Origin of the sequence: Yokenella regensburgei, assembly GCF_003634235.1 — a bacterium.
GTDB lineage: Bacteria > Pseudomonadota > Gammaproteobacteria > Enterobacterales > Enterobacteriaceae > Yokenella > Yokenella regensburgei.
In genome coordinates this window covers 1,674,033-1,690,956 of sequence record NZ_RBIZ01000003.1, presented here as the reverse complement: position 1 = coordinate 1,690,956, position 16,924 = coordinate 1,674,033, and the positions used below count along the sequence as shown (strand labels likewise).

Genomic DNA, 16,924 nt, shown 5'->3' with positions numbered 1-16,924 from the left:
CCATGTTGCCTATGCGGCTAGTTTAAAAGGTATTCTAATGACTGTAAAAAATATAGGGCAGGTTAAATGGTTTAACCATGCTAAAGGGTTTGGGTTTATCACTCCCGCAGATGGCGGAAAGGACGTTTTTGTGCATTTTAGTGCGATCCAAAACGATGAGTTTCGAACTCTTTATGAAACACAACAAGTTGAGTTTATCGTTCAGGAAGGCCCTAAAGGACCGTCAGCTGTAAGCGTTGTTGTACTCTAAGGACATTATTATTACATCACATATTCATTTCCGTTGCCCTTGCTGTCATGGTTCGCAGTACAGAACGTCGCACTTTGATATTTCTGATAGCAATCCATTCGGAGCCAAGTGCATTTTTTGTAAATCCTCAATGATCTCATTTGATAATGCTGCTTTGTACATTAAATCAGGGCAACTTCCTGTCGATTTTCGCAAGTAGCATGTTTTTATAGATAATTATTGTTGATATTCATTTTGGTGCTTCCGGACATCAGCAACCTGCAGACCAGGAACACAAATGAAAAAGGTTATTGTTTTTTTTAACGCAGAACCTAGCGTAGTGGTTTCCGTTGCGATGGATGCAACCACAATTTCCAGGACATATCCTGGCGGTGAGACTACGAGTCTCCAAATCATGTCTGCAGGATTTCCGTCGCTGACAGGTGATCATAGAATTATATATGTAGCAACTGACCGAGAGCTCTCGGCAGAAAATATAGAAGAAGCAGCAAAGAAACACTATTGAGTCAGTAGCTTTGATTTGCTAAGACCTGAGCCCCGCTACGCGGGGTTTTTTTTTACTATTTGTACATGTTTTCTCAGGAGATGCTTTCTTACGCGGTCTGGAGTCATCTGATAGTGATACATAAATGGAGATCTAAGATTGATAACCATTATCAAAAGGTACTCCCGGCGGGGTGGCCTACCACGGGGCGGCGGGCTCGCGGGAATCGGCTAGTTTTTCGGATCCATGGTCATCATCATCATGTGGGTAGGTCTTTGTTTTTTATGAGGGCCATTTTTCAAAGATGTCTAATCGTTTAAAAAGTGTTCACCATCATGGACCAGGAAATCGCCTCTCTCAAACTGAATATCAACCAGCTGGCGGCTATCACCGACGTACACCGGCAAACGGTAGCCGCCAGGCTTAAAAATATCGAACCCGCAGCGGGCAGCAACAGCAAACTCAAGCTCTACCTCATCACCGATATCCTGACCGAACTGATGATCCCTACGGTTTCCACCAACCTTGAAGACATGCCGCCATCCGACAGGCTGGCGCACTGGAAGGCTGAGAATGAGCGGCTTAAGTTCGAACAGGACACCGGCCAGCTTATACCTGCAGATGAGGTCGCAAGAGAGTTTTCACTGATGGCGAAAGCCGTCGTCATGGTGCTTGAAACCCTTCCTGACATTCTCGAACGCGACTGCGCGCTGCCACCGGCGGCGGTGTCGCGCGTCCAGACCGTCATTGACGATTTACGTGACCAGATGGCGCAGAAAGTCCAGGACGCCGAACAAGAGGAGGCCGATACCGAGGAGGAGTGATGGCAAAGCGTGCATCTGCATGCGGTATTCGCCGGGATGTTTCCGGCATCCTTCGCGCGCCGCGACGAATGGACGTGGCCGATGCGGTCAGCGCTTATATGCGTGTCCCGATGGGCGCGGGCAACTCAGTACCGTGGGACCCGGATCTGGCTCCCTATGTTATCGAGCCGATGAACTGCCTGGCATCGCGCCAGTATGATGCCGTGGTGTTTGTTGGTCCGGCGCGAACGGGTAAAACCATCGCTCTTATCGACGGCTGGATTGTCTATAACATCGTCTGCGATCCGGCAGATATGCTGGTAATTCAGGTCTCAGAGGAAAAGGCGCGCGAGCATTCGAAAAAGCGTCTGGATCGTACATTCCGCAGCAGCTCTGAGGTGAAAACACGGCTCAGCCCGCGGCGGAACGATAACAACGTCCATGACCGCACTTTCCGCGCCGGTAACTATCTGAAGCTTGGCTGGCCGTCCGTCAACATCATGTCATCGTCGGATTACAAAAGCGTGGCGCTCACCGACTACGATCGTTTCCCCGAGGATATCGACGGCGAGGGGGATGCGTTTTCCCTGGCATCGAAGCGAACCACCACCCCGCGCGAACCGCAACAACCGCAGCCGCAGGCAATCACGACGGCAGTATCAGATGAGGCGACTATCCGTGCTCAGGTGCTTGCCGAGCAAAAGAACCGCGTGAATGCCATTAACGATCTCTTTGCGATGTTCGGCGGCAAGCATCATGAGCTGCAGAATAAATGCATTGCGGATCCAGAATGTTCTGTCTCTCAGGCTAAAGATGAATTACTGGCTGCGCTGGGAAAAAATGCCACACCGTCGAATAAAACCACCGATTCGCACATTTACGCCGGAAACGGTAACTTCGTCGGTGACGGTATTCGCCAGGCGCTGATGGCGCGCGCCGGATTTGAGTCGCGGGAAAACGATAATATCTACAATGGGATGACGCTGCGCGAGTATGCCCGCATGGCGCTGACCGAGCGCGGTATTGGCGTGTCCAGCTATAACCCGATGCAGATGGTGGGGCTGGCGCTGACCCACAGCACCTCTGACTTCGGCAATATCCTGCTGGACGTGGCGAATAAATCGCTGCTGCAGGGCTGGGATGAAGCGGCGGAGACCTTCGAGCAGTGGACTAAAAAAGGCCAGCTTTCTGACTTTAAAACGGCGCACCGCGTCGGTATGGGCGTCTTCCCTTCGCTGCGTAAGGTCCGTGAGGGCGCAGAGTACAAGTACGTGACCACCGGCGATAAGGGCGAAACTATTGCGCTGGCCACCTACGGCGAAATCTTCTCCATCACCCGCCAGGCGATCATCAACGACGACCTGAACCAGCTGACCGACGTGCCGATGAAAATGGGCAGCGCGGCCAAAGCGACCATCGGCGATCTGGTTTATGCCATTCTGACCAAAAACACGAAACTGTCCGACGGCAAGCCGCTGTTCCATGCCGACCACAAGAACCTGGGCAGCGGCGCTATTTCGGTGGCCAGCATCGACGATGCCCGCAAGATGATGCGCCTGCAGAAAGAGGGCGAGCGTTCGCTGAATATCCGTCCGGCCTACATGCTGGTGCCGGTTGGTCTGGAAACGCTGGCTAACCAGACCATCAAGTCTGCCAGCGTCAAAGGGGCGGATATCAACTCCGGTATCAATAACCCGATCCAGAACTTCGCCGAGGTTATCTCGGATCCTCGACTGGACGAGGCTGATGCTAAAGCCTGGTATCTGGCCGCCGCAAAAGGGACCGACACCATCGAGGTGGCCTACCTGAACGGCATTGATACGCCGTACATCGACCAGCAGGAAGGTTTCAACACCGACGGCATCGCGACCAAGGTGCGCATCGATGCGGGCGTGGCGCCGCTGGATTACCGCGGCCTGGCCAAATCCTCGGGGCAGTAATCGCCCGACGCTGTTTCCTCCCGCCCGTCAGGGCTTTTTTTATATCTGAAATCAGCCCCGCAGGGGGCTGACTGGAGCATGTTATGGCTAAAAATTTTGTACAGAACGGAAACACCATTTCCGTCAGCAATACCGGGAAGGACGCTGTAAAAAGCGGCGTTCCCGTCGTCGTCGGCGCGAGGGTCGCGGTGGCCATCACGGATATTCCGGCGGGCGCCGTGGGGGATGGTTTCGCGACCGGCGTATTCCTGCTGCCCAAGCTGGCCGCTGATGATATTGCGGCGGGCACCCCGGTATTCATTAAGGCGGGAAATATCCAGCTCGATAAAACGGATGCGGTCCCGGCGGGTGTTGCCTGGGAGAACGCCGGAACCGGCGATACCGTCGTTGAAGTGAAAATTAATGCCTAATCCCTTTGACCGTCTGGCGGCCCGCATGGATGCGGCCACCGTAAAGCGAATGGGGAAAACGGCCACCATCAACGGCCTGGAATATGACGTGGTCCCGGCGGAGCTGCTCGAGGACATGGGGCCCTTAAGCGGGACCGGTACCTCGCTGGTGGTCTTCTCCGGATCGTATCAGCCGCGTCGTAATGACAGCGTTGATTACGGCGGTGAGTCGTTTTCCGTGACCCGTTTTGACCGTTTCAACGGTAAACCCCGGATCCACCTTGAATAGGGGGAGGGAAGATGTCCGTTAAAGGGCTCGAAAGGGCCATCCAGAATCTTAACAGCCTGAGCCGGATGATTGTTCCTGACGCAACGGCTAAAGCGCTGAACCGGGTGGCCGGGCGAACCATTACCCAGGGCAGCCGGAAGGTGGCGAAGGAGGCGACGGTGGACGATAACCGGAAAAAGGGACTCCCGGTCCGGCTGGTCCGCCAGCGATCCCGGTTGCGCAAGGCCCGGCATGACCGGCTGATCGCCTCCATCAAAATTAACCGCGGTAACCTGCCCGCCATCAAGCTGGGCACCGCCCGCGTCCGTCTGTCCCGCCGTAAGGGGGCAAAGCACGGGCAGGGCAGCGTCCTGAAAGTGGGGCCGTACACGTTTCGCAACGCCTTTATTCAGCAGCTGGCTAACGGTCGCTGGCAGGTGATGCGGCGCGTGGGGCGGGCCCGCTATCCCATCGATGTGGTGAAGGTGCCGCTTGATGCGCCGCTGACGGAGGCGTTTACCACCCTGTCGAAAAACCTGATCCAGAGCGACATGCCAAAAGAGCTTTCCGCCGCGCTGAAAAACCAACTGAGGATCCACCTGAAGCGATGAACAAACACAGCGCCATTCGTGCCGCCGTGCTGGCGAAACTGAAATCTGACATTACGGACTCAGTGACCTGGTTCGACGGACGCCCCGTCTTTCTGGAGGAGCACGATCTGCCCGCGGTGGCGGTGTATCTCTCTGATGCCGAATACACCGGCGCCACGCTGGATGAAGATGCGTGGCAGGCCGTGCTTCACGTCGAAGTTTTCCTCAAAGCCTCAAACCCGGACAGCGCGCTGGATAGCTGGATGGAAGACAAGATTTATCCGGCAATGACGGCGATCCCCGGCCTTGATGCGCTTATTGAAGCCATATTCCCGCAGGGCTATGACTATCAGCGTGACGATGAGATGGCCACGTGGGGCTCCGTTGACCTGACATACACCCTCACTTATTCAATGTAAGGAACTGACTATGCCAACACCAAATCCGCTGGCTCCCGTAAAAGGGGCCGGAACCACACTCTGGCTTTATACCGGCTCCGGTGATGGATTCGCTAATCCGCTTTCAGACACCGACTGGAACCGTCTGGCAAAAATTAAGGAGCTGACGCCGGGCGAAATGACGGCGGAATCCTACGACGACACCTATCTGGACGATGAAGATGCCGACTGGAACGCCACCGCGCAGGGGGCAAAGTCCGCCGGTGATACCTCCCTGACGCTCGCCTGGAAGCCGGGAGAGCAGGGCCAGAAAGACCTGGTCGTCTGGTTCAACGACGGGTCAGTCCGTTTTTATAAAATCAAATACCCGAACGGCACCGTTGATGTGTTCCGCGGGTGGTGCAGCAGCCTGGGTAAGGCCATTCCGGCAAAAGAGGTGATCACCCGCACGGCAAAAATCACCAACACCGGCAAGCCTGAGCTGGCGGAGGAGAGCGGCAGCCCGGCTATCGGCGTAACGGGAGTGACGCTGGACAAAACCACAGCAAGCGTGGCGGTCAGCGCGACGACCACGCTTAAGGTGACCGTTAGCCCTGCCAGCGCCTCCGATCCTTCGTTCCGTGTTGCCACCTCTGACGGCAGTAAAGCGACGGTGACCGCCAGCGGTAACACTCTTACGGTCATCGGCGTGGCGGCGGGATCTGCGGATATCGTCGTCATGACCAGCGACGGCAATTTTATCGCCACCTGCAAAGTCACCGTGACCGCATCCTGAGGAGCCCCCGATGTTTCTGAAAAAAGAGCCTTTCACCTTCAACGGTGAGTCCGTAACCGTGTTTGAGCTGTCGGCGCTCCAGCGCATTGAGTTTCTGGAGTTTCTGGCGCGCGAGGAAAAAGCGCTGGATAACGACCGTGAAAACCTGAGCGATCAGGAAATGACGGCCCGGCTGGTAGGGATAAGCATCAGCGCCGGTGCGTATGTTATTGCCCAGTCGCTGTGGCACAACGATAAAACCGGTCCGACGGTCGATGAGCTGCACCAGCAGGTGATGATGGAGTGGCCTGCGGAAGCGATAGGCAAGGCGGAAATGCAGATCAAGCTGCTCTCCGGCATGCTCCCGCCGGTGTCGGATCCTGATGACGGGAAAAGTGAAGAAGATGCCACCGACGCGTCCAGCGATGAGCCCGTCACGGCGGAAAAGCCCTGACCAGCGAGCGTGATTTTGTCCTGAAGCTGGCGCGCGAGTTCGGGCGATCCGACTGGCGCGCCATGCTGGCTGGTATGTCCTCAACGGAGCTCGGCGACTGGCATCTTTTTTATCAGTCGCATTTATTTCAGGACGCGCAGCTCGACGCACATTTCTCCGGGCTGCTCTATTCAATCAACTCCCTCTTTTTCCGGGATCCGGAACTGACCCCGGCACATTTCAGCCTGCTGTCGCCCTCCGGGGAACGCATTGCGGATGAGGAGCCGAACGATGAAGCGCTGATGACCGCAGCGGAGGGAATAACAGGAGGCGTCAGGTATGGCCCAGCAGATTAGCGACCTTGTCATTAACCTCGACGTTGATGGCTCCACGTTTAGTGAGCAGATTGCCCGCATCAAGAACCAGCTGACCGGCATGGCCGACGAGTCTGATAAGGCTCAGACGCGAATGCAGCGTGCCGCCGCAGGTCAGAGTGCTGCACTAAAAAGCGTGGGCGATGCGGGTGCCGCCGCCGCGACTGAGATGAAATCCCGCCAGGCCGCCGCGGCGGAAGGGTTGACGAAGGACTGGCAGAGCGTGTCGAAGTCGGTCGATGAGACACATCGACGGGTTGCCGAGCTGAGCCAGCGTCTGCAGGAGAACGGCAGCCATTCAGCCGCGCTGGCGCAGCGGCAGGATGAGCTTGCCGCCTCCTTCTTTCGCCAGATAGACGGCGTGCGCCAGCTGAACGGTGAAACGCAGTCCCTGACGAACGTACAGGCAAGGTTCAGGGCCGCCCGGGCACAGGGGAACATCACGCAGCAGGATTATCTGGCGCTGATTTCCCGGACGACGGCCAGGCAGAAGGAGCTGCAGGTCGTTGAGGAAAAATCGGCCGTAGCGCGTGCGCGATTTCTTCAGCAGCTAAAGCAGCAGGTTACCGAGCAGAAACTCTCCGGTACCGAGCTGCTGCGCATCAAAGCGGCGCAGGTTGGCGCCAGCGATGCGGCTGAGGTGTATATCCGTAAACTTGAAGCCGCCAAAGTTGCCACCCACGGACTGGGCCTGCAGAGCGCCGCGGCGCGTCGTGAGATTGGTATCCTGGTTGGCGAAGTTGCAAGAGGTAACTTTGGTGCTCTGCGCGGCTCTGGTATCACGCTGGCCAATCGCGCCGGGTGGATTGACCAGCTGATGACGCTGCGCGGGCTGGGTATGGCAGGGCTTGTCGGTGGGATTACAGCGGCCATTTATGGGTTGGGTAAGGCGTGGTATGAAGGCAGTAAGGAATCAGAGGAGTTCAATAAACAGCTGATCCTCACCGGTAATTATGCCGGAAGAACCACATCACAGCTCAATGAGCTGGCGCGTCATATTTCCGGTAAAGGAGTAACACAACACGATGCGGCCGGTGCGCTGGCGCAGGTTGTAGGTTCGGGTAAGTTCACGAGCTCCCAGATAGAAATGGTGACTCGTGCAGCAGCCGCGATGGAGAAGGCAACGGGGCAGAGTGTCGAAAAGACGATAAGTAACTTTGAAAAGCTGTACGACTCTCCCACTAAAGCCTCTGAAGAACTGAATAAGCAGCTTCATTATCTTACCGCATCACAGTTTGAGTACATTTCAGCGCTTGAACGGCGTGGAGACAAAGAGGCAGCAGGTCAGGTTGCTGCTGATGCTTACGGAAAAGCTGAACAACTGCGAAGCCAGCAGGTTCTGGATAATCTCGGCCTGATAGAAAGTGCTATTCGATCCGCAACAAATCGCTGGAAAGCGTTCTGGGATGCAGCCATGAATGTTGGCAGGCCCATGACGGAGCAGTCTCAGCTGGATCAGGTAAACGCAACGATTGCCCAAATTTATGCTGACAGGGAAAAATCAGGTAAAAGCGATTTATTTGAGCGCGGCCTGCAGAAGTTAATTAGTCAGAAGAAAGAGCTGGAGTTTGTCAAAAAATCACAGGATGGATATGCAGAAGCTCAGGCTCGTTCTAATGAAATTAATGAGAAAGGCGTTAAGGCTCAGAGTCTACTTAATCAATATCTGGATGCCGGAACGACAGCAGCAGAAAAAAGAGCTGTAGCGCAAAAGGAGCTGAATAAAGCTATTGCTGATAATGCAAAAGCTGCAAAGGCGGGGAAAGCAACGCTATGGACGAAAGAGGATATAGATAAAGCCAAGTCTGGAATAGAAAAACTCTATAAAGACCCAAAAACGGCAAAAGCGAAAGCCTACACCACACCCGCCGGGGACCGGGCCGAAGAGAAGGCGCAGTCTGAGCTGCTGACGCTGCAGGCGCAGCTGAAAACCCTGCAGCAGCATACCAGCGTTAACGACGTTATCAGCCAGCAGCGAAAGGACCTCTGGCAGACCGAAAACCAGTATGCGGTGCTGGAAGAGGCCTCCAGACGTCGCCAGCTGTCAGTACAGGAAAAATCGCTGCTGGCACACAAGGATGAAACGCTGGAGTACAAACGGCAGCTGGCGGATATGGGCGACAAGATTGCCCTCCAGCAGAAGCTGAACGGTCTGGCGGATCAGGCGGTGAAGTTTGAACAGCAGCAGCGCGCCGCGCGGGCAGGGCTGCAGGCACAGGCGGAAGGCGTTTCCGGTCGTGAGGCCGGGCGGGAAGCCACGCTGCAGCGCCTGCGCGAAACCTATGCCACCAACCCGCAGGCGCAGCAGAAGGTGCTGGACGCGCAGCGGGCGACCTATGAAGCGGAAGATGCGCTGCGCGCTAACTGGCTGGCGGGGGCGAAGCAGGGCTGGGCGGAATATCAGGATTCGGCGACGAACGTGTTTACCTCCGTCCAGCAGATTTCGCAGGCGACCTTCAGCGGTCTGGCAGGACAGCTGACCAGCCTGATGACCACCGGAAAATCCAGTTTCAAAGATTTCACCAGCTCGATCCTGAAAATGATCGTCGAGGTGATTAACCAGTTGCTGGTGGCCTATGCGGTACAGCAAGCCATGGGGTGGGTCAGCGGTGACATTAAAACGCCCTCTTCGGGGCAGTCCTTCGGCGTGCCGTCTTTTCGTCCTAAGGGATACGACGTCGGTGGCTTTACCGGGCACGGTGGAAAATATGAGCCCGCAGGGATAGTGCATCGCGGCGAGTTCGTGTTCACCAAAGAGTCAACCAGCCGGATCGGCGTGGCCAACCTGTACCGGGTGATGCGTGGCTATGCGACGGGTGGTCTGGTCGGCGGCGGTAGCGCGCTGACTTCACCCATGGGGGTTAACGTCTACGCGCCCGTTTCGGTCACCACCGGGCAGTCCGGTGATACGAAACAGCAGGGGAGCGGCGATGCCCTGGTGAAAGCCTATCAGAAGGTGATCGACAGCTCCATCCGCGACGGTATCGCCAAAGAAGTCCGGCCGGGCGGCATTATCTGGAACGCCAACAAGCAGAGGTAACCGATGGCGATAGAGCATTTTCCCTGGCGTATTCAGGCCGCCAGCCAGCCGACGCTGAAGAGTAAGGATACCGTCAGAGCGGCCGGGTTTGGCGACGGATACAAGCAGGTGAGCGGGTCGGGGTTGCACGACGAAGAGCTGAACTACGCGTTTTCGTTTACCGGCAACCCGGATACGGCCAGGGATATTTACGCTTTCCTGCGCAGGCATAAAACGAAATCTTTTACCTTTACCCCACCCGGCGGTGAGCTGGCGCTGTGGCGCGTTGAGGCTGACAGCCTGCAGCGCGTTACGAACAGCAAAAAGGTGGAAACCGTCACCGCCACGTTTGAACAGGCATTCGCACCATGAGTCTTAATAGTGATTATCAGAAGCTGGAGACGGGCAACAGCGTCCGGCTTTTTGATGTGGATGGCACCGGCTTCGGCGTCGGCGACGTGCTGCATTTTCACGCGCATAATATTGCTCATACGCCGGAGGAGATTGCGGCAGCGGGCGGCGATGAGATGAAGCTGCCCGCAAAATCCATCTGGTGGCAGGGACGGGAATATAAGGCCTGGCCCTGCCAGATTGAAGGGATCGAAACGTCAACCGACGGTACCAGCGCCCAGCCAAAGCTGTCGGTCGCAAACCTGGACAGCTCCATCACGGCGCTGTGTCTGGCCTACGATGACCTGCTGCAGGCGAAGGTCACCATTCACGATACGCTGGCGCAGTATCTGGATGCGCAAAACTTTCCCGCGGGCAATCCTTCTGCAGACCCGACGCAGGAAAAACTGAAGGTGTTCTACATCGACTCAAAAAGCGCGGAAACCAACGAGGTGGTTGAGTTCACGCTTTCCAGCCCGATGGACCTGCAGGGGCTGATGATCCCCACGCGGCAGCTGCACTCTCTTTGCACCTGGTGTATTCGGAACAAATACCGCTCCGGCGACGGGTGCGACTATGCCGGAACGCGCTATTTCGATAAACACAATAATCCCGTAGACGATCCGTCGCTCGATGAGTGCAACGGCACGCTGACGGCGTGCAAACTCCGACACGGGGAAAACAACGATCTGCCGTTTGGTGGATTCCCGGGAACGTCGTTAATCAGGAGCTGACATGCGGCAGAAAACGATTGAAGCTATGCTGGCCCACGCCGCCGCTGAGTATCCCCGCGAGTGCTGCGGCGTGGTGGCGCAGAAAAGCCGGGTAGAGCGTTATTTCCCGTGCCGGAATCTGGCGGCCACGCCGACGGAACATTTTCACCTGTCGCCGGAAGATTACGCCGCGGCGGAGGACTGGGGCACGGTGACAGCCATCGCTCACAGCCACCCTGACGCCACCACGCAGCCCAGCGAACTGGACAGGGCGCAATGTGATGCGACGCTCTTACCCTGGCATATCGTCAGCTGGCCGGATGGCGACCTGCGAACGATACAGCCGCGCGGCGAGCTACCGCTGCTGGAGCGTCCGTTTGTCCTCGGCCATTTCGACTGCTGGGGGCTTATTATGAGCTATTTCCGGCAAACTCATGGTATCGAGCTGACCGATTACCGGGTTGATTATCCCTGGTGGGAAGACAACTATGCGGATAATTTTTACCAGGACTGCTGGTATGACTGCGGATTTCGTGAGTTTAGCGGACCACCGCAGACAGGGGATATGGTCATCATGCAGGTGCAGGCGAACAAGTGGAACCACGCCGGGATCCTGCTGGATGGAAATATGCTGCTCCACCATTTGTACGGGTACCTGAGCCAGCGAGTGCCATATGGTGGCTACTGGCAGGAAAGAACAATGAAGGTTCTACGGTATAAATCTCTGTGCTAACCTTTGTGATAAATCGACAAAGGGAATGGAATATGAAAACAATATTTCTGGCTTTAGGGGTAATTGTGTTAGTTGGTTGTTCAACTCAGGCTGTTACGACGCAAAACGCACATCCCGTACCAGCTGAGCGAATCCTATATTCTGGAAATGGTAGCTCAACAATCACAGTTACTAGAGATAATGGTTGGTTTGCTGGTGGTGGTTGTTTCGTCGAATTGACTGTTGATGGGAAACCATATGCCAGAATTGATACTGGTGAAACAGTGAGTATAAAGGTTGATGCTGGGAGACATATTCTTGGAATTTCTGGTGATTCTCAAGGGAAAGGATTGTGTGGTTTTAAGGTAGGGCAACCACTTAAAGAGACATCAACCGATTTGAATGCTAATGAAACACAGAGGTTTAGAATTACAGGTGATACAAATTCAGGGTTGGATATACGACCAACAACAATGTAATTATTCAACTTAAAAGAGCCTCCTTCGGGAGGTTTTTTATTTGGAGATTGTATGAAAGAAATTATGACTCGTATCGAGCTTGGTGGGGAACTTGGTAAATTATTTGGAAAAGTCCATCATCGTTTAATCAGTAAAACGTATGAAGCAACCAGAGCTTTAGCTGCGACAGTCCAGGGGTTCGAAAAATACATGATATCCAGCCAGCGGCGAGGTTTAACTTATGCCGTTTTCAAGGGAAAGAAAAACATAGGTGAAGATGATTTAGGGTTCCCCGTCACTGGTGAAGTCATTCGTATAGTCCCTTTGATTATTGGAAGTAAAAAAGCAGGGTTGCTGCAAACTATTTTGGGTGCTGTTTTAGTAGTTGCAGGTTATGCATTGTCTGGATTTACTGGTGGTGCAAGTTTGGCCTTAGTTGCCCCTGGTGTTGCTCTTATGGCTGGCGGCGTAATCCAGATGCTTTCTCCACAACCAGCCGGTCTTTCCAGTAAGCAAGATTCCGATAACCGCGCATCCTACGCGTTCGGTGGAGTAACAAACACCGCAGCGCAGGGTTATCCGGTACCTCTGCTTTACGGTAAGCGGCGCATCGGTGGTGCAATTATTTCCGCCGGGATCTACGTCGAAGACCAGCAATAATCTTCTCATCTATCGCCATAGCCACCTTCGGGTGGTTTTTTTATGGGTGAAATATGACCAGCGATATCAAAGGAAACAAGGGCGGTGGCTCCAGCGCCCGCACACCTACTGAACAACCCGACGACCTGCAGTCGATTGCCAAAGCAAAACTGCTGATTGCCCTGGCTGAGGGAGAGTTAAGCGGTGGTCTGACGGGTAAGGATATTTATCTGGATGGCACCCCGCTGGAGAATGCCGACGGCTCTCAAAATTTCAGTGGGGTAGCGTGGGAGTTTCGTGCCGGTACGCAGGCTCAGACATACATCCAGGGGATACCGGGTTCTGAAAACGAAATCAGCGTGGGCACCGAAATTAAGAGCAGTACCGCCTGGACCCATACCTATACCAATACGCAGATATCCGCGGTGCGGCTGCGTATCAAGTGGCCGCAGCTGTTCAACCAGCAGGACGACGGCGATCTGGTCGGGTACTCGGTGAACTACGCCATCGACCTGCAGACGGACGGCGGGACGTGGCTGCAGGTGCTGAACACCAGCGTGACCGGCAAAACGACCTCGGGCTATGAGCGCAGCCACCGTATTGATTTGCCGCAGGCGGCCAGCACCTGGACCCTTCGTCTTCGTAAACTCACGCAGGACGCCAACAGCGCGAAGATTGGCGATCGGATGACTCTGGAAAGCTATACCGAGGTGATTGACGCCAAATTACGTTATCCCAATACCGCGCTGCTCTACATTGAGTTTGACTCGAGTCAGTTTAATGGCTCCATCCCGCAGATATCCTGCGAGCCGCGCGGTCGGGTGATCCGCGTTCCTGATACCTACGACCCGGAGACGCGTACCTACTCCGGAACCTGGACCGGCGCGTTTAAATGGGCGTGGACGGATAACCCGGCGTGGGTTTTTTACGATCTGGTTATCAGCGATCGGTTTGGCCTGGGTAATCGCCTTACGGCCGCTAACATCGACAAATGGTCGCTTTATCAGGTGGCGCAGTATTGTGATCAACTGGTACCCGACGGCCGTGGCGGCAGCGGTACGGAGCCGCGCTATATCTGCAACGTCTACGTGCAGAGCCGGAACGATGCCTACACCGTACTGCGCGACTTCGCCGCAATATTCCGGGGGATGACCTACTGGGGCGGCGATCAAATTGTATGTCTTGCGGATATGCCGCGGGATATCGATTACAGCTACACCCGCGCCAACGCCGTCGACGGGAAATTTACCTATTCCAGCAGCACCACAAAAACGCGCTATACCACGGCGCTGGTGTCCTGGTCAGATCCGGGTAACGCCTATGCGGATGCGATGGAGCCGGTATTTGAGCAGCCGCTGGTGGCACGCTTTGGGTTTAACCAGCTTGAGGTGACCGCCATCGGCTGCACCCGGCAGTCCGAGGCGAACCGCAAAGGGCGCTGGGGTATTTTCACCAACAACAAGGACCGGGTGGTGACGTTCTCCGTGGGGCTCGATGGCAATATCCCGCAGCCGGGCTACATCATCGCCGTGGCGGATGAAATGCTCTCCGGGAAGGTCACCGGCGGCCGTATCCACGCCGTGAATGGCAGGGTGATCGAGCTTGACCGGGTGGCAGATGCGAAGCCCGGGGACAGGCTGATTGTCAATCTGCCCTCCGGCGCCGCGCAGAGCCGGACGATTCAGGCAGTGAACGGCGAGAAGGTCACGCTGACGACCACCTACACGGAAACGCCGGAATCAGAATGTGTCTGGGTGGTGGAGTCCGATGAGCTGTACGCGCAGCAGTATCGGGTGATCAGCGTGACGGATAACGGCGACGCGACTTTTACCATTTCCGGGGCGTTTCACGATCCCGATAAATACGCCCGCATTGATACCGGCGCCATTATCGACCAGCGGCCGATTTCGGTTGTGCCGCCCGGCAGCCAGCTGGCTCCGGCGAATATCGTTATCGACAGCTATTCCGTCATCAGTCAGGGGATGAGCTTAGAAACGATGCGGGTGACCTGGGACAGCGCGGCGAACGCCATCTCCTACGAGGCGCAGTGGCGCCGCAATGACGGCAACTGGGTAAACGTGCCGCGCAGCTCCACCACGTCGTTTGAGGTGCCATCAATTTACTCTGGACGATATCTGGTGCGGGTGCGGGCGATAAACGCGGCGGAGATTTCCAGCGGCTGGGGATACTCACCGGAAAAAACGCTGACGGGCAAGGTGGGTAATCCGCCGAAACCGGTAGGCTTTGCCACGACCGGCATTAACTGGGGGATCCGCCTGAACTGGGATTTCCCGGCGAACACCGGTGACACGCTGAAAACGGAGATCCAGTATTCGGCGAACGCGGATTTTTCATCCCCTATGCTGCTCAGCGACGTTCCTTATCCCTCATCCGAGTACATCCAGTTCGGGCTGAAAGCGGGGCAGGAGTTCTGGTACCGCGCGCAGCTGGTCGATAAGTCGGGCAACGAGTCTGGTTTCACAGACTGGATCCGGGGCATGGCGAACGATAACGCGGATGATTACCTGGGCGATCTGGCTGATGACTTCCTGACGTCGGCTGACGGTGACCGCCTGACGGGCGATATCGATACCAACATTGAAGGGATCCTGCAGAACGCGCTGGCCAACCACGGGACCGTTGAACACCAGTACCAGCAGTATGGCGAGGTCAGGGCAGATATTCTGGTGGTTAAAACCACCGTCGCGGAGGTTGATAAAGCGCTGGCCGAGCTGTCAACGACGGTACAGGCGCAAATCGAGGACGTGACCGCCACGCTGGAAGACAAGCTGACCGCCACGGTGGATGCCACTGGCGTTACGGCTATTCATACTCTGAAAGCAGGCGTGCGCATTAACGGCATAATGTACAACGCCGGGATGAGTATTGCGGTGCTGGCCGAGGCCGGGAAACCCGTCGTCACCCGCGTCGGGTTCAATGCTAACCAGTTTGTGCTGATGAGCGGCAGCGGTGATACACAGTACTCACCGTTTGCTGTCATCAACGGCCAGGTCTTCATGAGTTCTGCCTTTATCCAGGATGGCACGATCACCAATGCCAAAATCGGGAATTTTATTCAGTCGAATAACTATGTGGCTGGTTCTGCTGGATGGCGGGTAGATAAAGGTGGTAACTCTGAATTCAATAATATTGTGGCAAGGGGGAGCCTGTACGCCGTAGACGGTAAATTCGGCCTAACCAACGCCGGTGCAGGCGTCACCATTAACGGGAATGGCTTCAACCTTGCTCTGCCGGGCGGAGGAAGGATTGTTCTTGGCGTCTGGTAAACAAGAGGATTTATGCCAGCAGGATTACTTATTGACCTCAATGACGGGCGGCCAATGCATATTGTCGCCGGTATGCGCTGCCCGTCTTACTCCGGTGCCACTAATGAAGTCATCGCCTACGACACGGTGAGTATCAACAAAACGCCGGGTTCTCAGGTGTTTGTTATCCCGTTGACGCCGGTGGTCGTATCATGGGTGGGGGGGACGTATCTTCCTTACTGGTGGGCAATGAGCGGGTTTGTTGATAACGGAGACGGCACGCTGAGATTTCTTAGCGAAACCACTGATCGACGAACGGTGACCTATCGTTCCTACATCTTTGAAATGCTCCCGGCGGCGTCGGCTGGCAATAACGTTGGCCTTCTCATCGAAAACTCAACGGACTTTGCGTCAATCAGATCAAACGCCAACGTAATGACGTGTGTTTACTCCGGGGATATTAACGTGAACGGCTCGGTGACGCCTCCGGCACAGGGACTCATATTTGCAACATGGAATGCCGCGAACGTGGCGGTTTACTATGACGGTGGCCAGATTCATGCTTACTATCCGATGGATAACAACGCCAACAACCCGGCAAATATCAATCTGAGGATTGCGATTTTCCAGCAGTCGCCGCCGGTTCCCGGTACCGGTCTGAACTTCTTCAATGCTTCCGGTCAGTGTACATTCTCGACGTCACGAAAACCGTTCATTATCAGCGGAAACTGGAACGTCTCCGACGGGTACACCGATATCGGCAACAATATGGTTGCTCTGGCATCGACTGGCGTACAGACGACGATTGGCGGTGGTTATTGTAATGTCCGGGTGAAGGGCATTGAGAGGATCGGCAACAGCGTTCGGGCGCTAAATTCAACCCTCCATTCTAACTGGCCGGATAAATACCCTATGTATAAAAACACGACCACAGCAATTCCTCTCCCACTGATATCCAACTTTTACTGATTCATTCGCATCAATCGTATCCATATCCACAGATAAACCCTGCTCCGGCGGGGTTTTTTATTGCCTGAGAGCAGG

At 55.4% G+C, this 16,924-nt stretch carries 19 protein-coding genes and 1 pseudogene; all 20 read left to right on the top strand.

The window, feature by feature from the left end; genetic code table 11:
* Nucleotides 1-37 precede the first annotated feature (37 nt).
* Entirely contained in the window at nucleotides 38-250 is a 213-nt protein-coding gene (locus C7387_RS08280) for a cold-shock protein (protein ID WP_120816484.1), read from the top strand.
* Between the two features lie 10 nt (nucleotides 251-260).
* Nucleotides 261-449, top strand: coding sequence for a cold shock small protein YmcF (gene ymcF / locus C7387_RS23140; protein WP_072009057.1), 189 nt, complete (start codon nucleotides 261-263; stop codon nucleotides 447-449).
* A 78-nt stretch (nucleotides 450-527) separates the two neighbouring features.
* Nucleotides 528-755: a hypothetical protein gene (locus tag C7387_RS08270; protein WP_038254489.1), complete on the top strand. Its 228-nt coding sequence runs from the start codon at nucleotides 528-530 to the stop codon at nucleotides 753-755.
* A 314-nt stretch (nucleotides 756-1,069) separates the two neighbouring features.
* A complete protein-coding gene (locus C7387_RS08265; protein ID WP_120816483.1) occupies nucleotides 1,070-1,558 on the top strand; it encodes a DUF1441 family protein in 489 nt (162 codons plus the stop codon).
* Nucleotides 1,558-3,477 carry a ClpP-like prohead protease/major capsid protein fusion protein gene (locus tag C7387_RS08260; protein ID WP_120816482.1) on the top strand — a complete coding sequence of 640 codons (1,920 nt, stop codon included), beginning with the start codon at nucleotides 1,558-1,560 and terminating at the stop codon, nucleotides 3,475-3,477. The genes C7387_RS08265 and C7387_RS08260 overlap by 1 nt, the downstream gene beginning before the upstream one ends.
* Nucleotides 3,478-3,560: 83 nt before the next feature.
* On the top strand, nucleotides 3,561-3,887 hold the full coding sequence (locus C7387_RS08255; protein ID WP_038254501.1) for a DUF2190 family protein: 327 nt from the start codon (nucleotides 3,561-3,563) through the stop codon (nucleotides 3,885-3,887).
* Entirely contained in the window at nucleotides 3,880-4,155 is a 276-nt protein-coding gene (locus C7387_RS08250; protein ID WP_120816481.1) for a DNA breaking-rejoining protein, read from the top strand. The genes C7387_RS08255 and C7387_RS08250 overlap by 8 nt, the downstream gene beginning before the upstream one ends.
* An 11-nt stretch (nucleotides 4,156-4,166) precedes the next feature.
* Nucleotides 4,167-4,745 carry a phage tail protein gene (locus C7387_RS08245; RefSeq protein ID WP_120816480.1) on the top strand — a complete coding sequence of 193 codons (579 nt, stop codon included), beginning with the start codon at nucleotides 4,167-4,169 and terminating at the stop codon, nucleotides 4,743-4,745.
* Entirely contained in the window at nucleotides 4,742-5,143 is a 402-nt protein-coding gene (locus C7387_RS08240) for a phage minor tail U family protein (protein WP_120816479.1), read from the top strand. Before C7387_RS08245 ends, C7387_RS08240 begins: the two co-directional genes overlap by 4 nt.
* Nucleotides 5,144-5,153: 10 nt before the next feature.
* The gene (locus tag C7387_RS08235; RefSeq protein ID WP_120816478.1) at nucleotides 5,154-5,897 is read left to right on the top strand and encodes a phage tail protein; all 744 of its coding nucleotides are present in this window, start codon (nucleotides 5,154-5,156) and stop codon (nucleotides 5,895-5,897) included.
* Nucleotides 5,898-5,907: 10 nt separating this feature from the next.
* Nucleotides 5,908-6,330 (top strand): phage tail assembly chaperone G, encoded by a 423-nt coding sequence (gene gpG / locus C7387_RS08230; protein ID WP_120816477.1) that lies wholly within the window; start codon nucleotides 5,908-5,910, stop codon nucleotides 6,328-6,330.
* Nucleotides 6,327-6,656 (top strand): annotated as a pseudogene (locus tag C7387_RS08225) (phage tail assembly protein T); the annotation flags it as partial. The gene gpG and the pseudogene C7387_RS08225, both read left to right, overlap by 4 nt.
* Nucleotides 6,649-9,723, top strand: a complete 3,075-nt coding sequence (locus C7387_RS08220) for a phage tail tape measure protein (RefSeq protein ID WP_120816475.1) — start codon at nucleotides 6,649-6,651, stop codon at nucleotides 9,721-9,723. The pseudogene C7387_RS08225 and the gene C7387_RS08220, both read left to right, overlap by 8 nt.
* Nucleotides 9,724-9,726: 3 nt before the next feature.
* Entirely contained in the window at nucleotides 9,727-10,074 is a 348-nt protein-coding gene (locus C7387_RS08215; protein ID WP_120816474.1) for a phage tail protein, read from the top strand.
* Entirely contained in the window at nucleotides 10,071-10,826 is a 756-nt protein-coding gene (locus tag C7387_RS08210) for a phage minor tail protein L (RefSeq protein ID WP_120816473.1), read from the top strand. Before C7387_RS08215 ends, C7387_RS08210 begins: the two co-directional genes overlap by 4 nt.
* A 1-nt stretch (nucleotide 10,827) precedes the next feature.
* Nucleotides 10,828-11,538, top strand: coding sequence for a C40 family peptidase (locus C7387_RS08205; protein WP_120816472.1), 711 nt, complete (start codon nucleotides 10,828-10,830; stop codon nucleotides 11,536-11,538).
* Nucleotides 11,539-11,570: 32 nt separating this feature from the next.
* Nucleotides 11,571-11,996 carry a YajG family lipoprotein gene (locus C7387_RS08200; RefSeq protein ID WP_120816471.1) on the top strand — a complete coding sequence of 142 codons (426 nt, stop codon included), beginning with the start codon at nucleotides 11,571-11,573 and terminating at the stop codon, nucleotides 11,994-11,996.
* Between the two features lie 51 nt (nucleotides 11,997-12,047).
* Nucleotides 12,048-12,635 carry a tail assembly protein gene (locus C7387_RS08195; protein WP_120816470.1) on the top strand — a complete coding sequence of 196 codons (588 nt, stop codon included), beginning with the start codon at nucleotides 12,048-12,050 and terminating at the stop codon, nucleotides 12,633-12,635.
* Between the two features lie 53 nt (nucleotides 12,636-12,688).
* Entirely contained in the window at nucleotides 12,689-15,901 is a 3,213-nt protein-coding gene (locus C7387_RS08190) for a TipJ family phage tail tip protein (protein WP_120816469.1), read from the top strand.
* A gap of 12 nt (nucleotides 15,902-15,913) precedes the next feature.
* Nucleotides 15,914-16,849, top strand: coding sequence for a DUF6453 family protein (locus C7387_RS08185; RefSeq protein ID WP_134436732.1), 936 nt, complete (start codon nucleotides 15,914-15,916; stop codon nucleotides 16,847-16,849).
* Nucleotides 16,850-16,924 lie beyond the last annotated feature (75 nt).